The sequence below is a fragment of the Devosia insulae DS-56 genome (genome assembly GCF_000970465.2).
GTDB lineage: Bacteria > Pseudomonadota > Alphaproteobacteria > Rhizobiales > Devosiaceae > Devosia_A > Devosia_A insulae.
Genome location: NZ_LAJE02000039.1, coordinates 1 through 3,979, shown reverse-complemented (window position 1 = coordinate 3,979; position 3,979 = coordinate 1). Strand labels below are relative to the sequence as shown.

The 3,979-nt window shown below is 67.3% G+C and carries 2 protein-coding genes; one reads left to right on the top strand and one right to left on the bottom strand.

Annotated features, from left to right (window positions below; translation table 11 throughout):
• Nucleotides 1-2,350: IPT/TIG domain-containing protein (locus tag VW23_RS01390; RefSeq protein WP_176730300.1), on the bottom strand; the 2,350-nt coding region annotated here is incomplete at its 3' end.
• Nucleotides 2,351-2,476: 126 nt separating this feature from the next.
• Between VW23_RS01390 and VW23_RS01385 the strand changes: the two genes are divergently transcribed.
• Nucleotides 2,477-3,979: winged helix-turn-helix domain-containing protein (locus VW23_RS01385; RefSeq protein WP_069907808.1), on the top strand; the 1,503-nt coding region annotated here is incomplete at its 3' end.

Genomic DNA, 3,979 nt, shown 5'->3' with positions numbered 1-3,979 from the left:
GGATGTAGGTGAAGCTGCCATTCGGCGCGTTGGTGCAGCAGGGGGCATCGACGAAGATATCGACCGTGCCGGTGCCAGGAGGCGAAATGGCGGTGATCGCGGTGTCGCTGTCGACGCTGAAGCTGGTGGCCGGGGTGGCGCCGAACAGCACATTGGAGGCACCGCTGAAGCCGCTGCCGGTGATGCTCACGCTGGTGCCGCCGGCTTCCGGGCCGGAGGCGGGCGTGACGGCGGTCAGCACCGGCGGCGGTGCGCCGTAATAGTAGAGGTTCTCCGGGCCGGTGCTGCTGGTGCCGCCGGGCGAGACGACCCTGACATTGACGTTGCCGCTGCCAGGAGGGGTGACGGCGGTGATCTGGGTGGCGCCGTCGATGGTGAAACTCGCAGCGGCTGTGCCGCCGAACGAGACCGCCGTTGCGCCGGTGAACGACGAGCCGGTCAACACGACGGTATCGCCGCCCACGGTGCTGCCGCCATTGCGGACGAGTTTCGCCACCACCGGCCCCGGGATGTAGGTGAATTTCGGCGCGGGATTGCCACCCATCCCGCACACGCAATTGGCAACGCCGATGGCATTGCTGACGAAGATGTCGACGGTTCCAACGCCCGGCGGCGCCACGGCGGTGACGGTCTGGCTGTCGACCACGGCAAAACTCGTCGCCGGAGTGGTCCCGAAGCTGACCGCGCTCGCGCCCGAGAAGTGGCTGCCGGTGATGGTGACGGCGGTGCCGCCGGCGGCGGGGCCGGATGCGGGGGTCACCGAGCCGACGCTGGGCTGATACATGCTGGAGTAGGTGAGCAGCTGGGTGCTCGGCGCGCTGGTGCCGCCAGGGGTCGTCACGGTGACACTGACGCTGGTCCCTAACGTTCCGCTCGGCGCGCGGGTGGTGATCCTGGTGTCATCGACAACTGTGAGACCACCAGCTGACGGCACGCCACCGAACAGCACGGTGGTCGCATCGGTGAAGCCCGCGCCGGTGATGGTGACGGGCTCCGTGTCATCGAACTGCAGAAGTTCGGCCCCGGCAAAGCTGAAGGCAGTGACATCGGTGATCGTCGGCACCGGGATGTAGGAGAATTTTGGCGCGGGATTGCCGCCATACCCGCATGCACAGTTGGCAACGCCGATGACATTGGTGACGAAGACATCGACGGTTCCAACGCCCGCCGGCGCAACCGCGGTGATCGTCGTATCGTCCACCACCGCGTAGCTGGTCGCCGGGGTGGTGCCGAACGTGACCTTGCTCGCCGCGCTGAAGGCGATGCCGGTGAGGGTCACCGTGGTGCCGCCTGCGGCCGGGCCGGATGCGGGGGTGACCGTAGCAATGCCGGGCTGACGCGTGCTGCTGTATTTAAGGAGCTTGCTGCTCGGTGCGCTGGTGCCGCCGGGCGTGGTCACGGTGACACTGACGCTGGTGCCGAACGTGCCCGATGGCGCGTAGGTTCGGATCCTCGTGTCATCGACAACCTCGAGGAAAACCACCGATGGCACGCCACCGAAATGCACGGCGGTGGCGCCGGTGAAACCGCTGCCGATGATGGTGACCGGGCTCGAGCCATTGAACTGGATGAGCTCCTCGCCGCCATGAAAGGCGACGCCCCACAGATCGGTGATAACGGGCGCGGGGATGTAGGTGTAGGTGGCCGGCGGGTCGCCGCCCATCCCACATGCACAATAGGCGTCACCGTGGGGAGGGGTGACGAAAATATCGACTGTCCCGGTTCCGGCCGGCACAGTGGCGGTGATCGTCGAATTGTCCACTACGACAACATTCGTTGCCAATGTGGAGCCGAACTCGACTTTGCTGGCCCCGGTAAACCAGCTGCCGAGGATGGTCACGGTTGTGCCGCCCGCTGCGGGGCCGGCTGCTGGAGTCACCGAACCGACGGCGGTTTGATAGGAATTGCCATAGGTGAGGAGTGTACTGCTCGGCGCGCTGGTGCCCAGAGGCGTTTCAACGGTGACGCTGACGCTGGTGCCGAAAGGCCCTGCCGGCGACATTGTCCGGATCGTGTTGTCATCGACGACGCTCAGGAGAAAATTCCCTGGCACTCCTCCGAAGCGCACATCGGTCGCGCCGGTGAAACCGCTGCCGGTGATGGTGACGAAGGTGCCCCCGCCGAACTGCAGAATTTCTGCTCCCTGGTAGTCGTAGGCATCGACATCGGTGATGACGGGCTGCGCCGCTGCCCCGCCGGCGGCGCCCAGCCACATCAGCATGGCGAATACCACGACAAGACCATGCGCCGCGGCAGCGGCCGCCTGCTGGCACCAGTTACGCAAGTAGGAGCCCCCGAATTCCCCGACCTGCCGGTGATGCCCGAGGCGACCGGCAGTCTGACCCGCCACAATCGTCTCACGCCGCCGCGCAAAGAGTCCTGACGCCGAGGGCTCGGTTTCTGAACAGTTTCTGATATTGTGGTCAGACGGGGCAAAACCGGGCGCGATCTGCTATGGCACGCACCGGTTCGGGGCATGGGTGGCACGGTGATCCGGTTTGCCGGTTTTGAATTGGACCGCGAGCGGGCCGAGCTGCGCCGTGCCGACGGCACCGCCATCCGGCTCAGGCCCAAGACCCTCGAGATGCTGCAGGTGTTCGTCGCCAGCCCCGGGCGGCTGCTGAGCAAAGAGCAGCTGATGGACGCCGTCTGGCCGAACGTCCATGTCGGCGAAGACAGCCTGTTCCAGCGCATCAAGGAACTGAGGACGGCGCTGGGCGATGACGAGCGCCGGATGATCCGGCTGGTCTCGGGGCAGGGCTATGTGTTCGATGTCGAGCTCACCGCGGCGGTGGCCGACGAAGCCGCGGTCAGCGCGCGGGCCATAGCGCCGCCGGTGCACCGGTTCAGGCTTTCGCCGCTGACCCTCGGCCTCCTCGCGGCGGCGGTGGTCATCGGCCTCGCCGCCGCCGGGTCGCTGCTGCTGGCGCCCACGCGGCACGGCCCGACCAGCATTGCCGTCGTGGCGTTCACCACATCAGGCGATGACGGCCGACTGACCGCCACGGCGGCCGGCGTCACCACCCGCCTCAGCGATGGCTTGGCCCGCATCGACAATATCGTCGGGGTCGCGGCGGACGGCGCCGACCTTGCTGCGGACTATGTGGTGAGCGGCGAGATCCGCTTGGCCGGCACCAGTTGGACCGCCGAGGCGCGCCTGATCGACAGCGCCACCCATCAGCTGCAGTCGGTGACCTCGGTGACCGTCGAGATCGGCGATGCCGACCTGCCATTGCAGCAGGCGCGGCTCGCAGCGGGCATCGGCCATGTGCTGGCGCTGCGCCTCAACGCGCTGCTCAACGGCGATGCCGCAGCGGCCCGGCAGGACACCAAGGTGGTGATCGAGCAGGCCACGGCCTTTCTCACCCAGACCTCGCCGGAACGTTTTGGCGAGGCCGAGCAGATGCTTAAGGCCGCCACCGTGGCCGACCCCGAAAATGTCGATCTCGCCGTCGCCCTCGCGGCGCTGCAGCTGCGCGGCATCCAGATGGTCTGGTATGCGCCGGACGACGGCAAGGCGGCGGAAACGAGCGCCAGGGCGACGCTGGAGCGCGCCTTGCGGCTCAAGCCCAGCAGCATCGCCGTGCTCGAGGCCTATTGCCGCTTCCTCAATGCCACCACCCGCTTCAGCGAGAGCCTCGTTGCCTGCGCGAGGGCGTTGAGCTTTGACCCGTGGAACGGCATCGCGCTCTACCATATCGGCCTCGCGCAATTGCAGCTCGGCCGTTTCGAAGACGCGCTCGTGACCTTCAACCAGGCTGACCAGTTCGATACCCCGGCCGTCGGCCGCTGGACCTGGTTGCTCGGCGCCGGCTGGGTGAACCTGTTGATGGATCGCGACGCCGCCGCCATCGACTGGCTGCAGCGCGCCATCGCCATTACCCCGGCCTCGGGCCGCCCGATGATGCTGCTGGCCGCCGCCTACCAGCGCCTCGGCCGCGAGGCCGAAGCCGAAGCGACGCTTGCCGAAGCCCTGGCC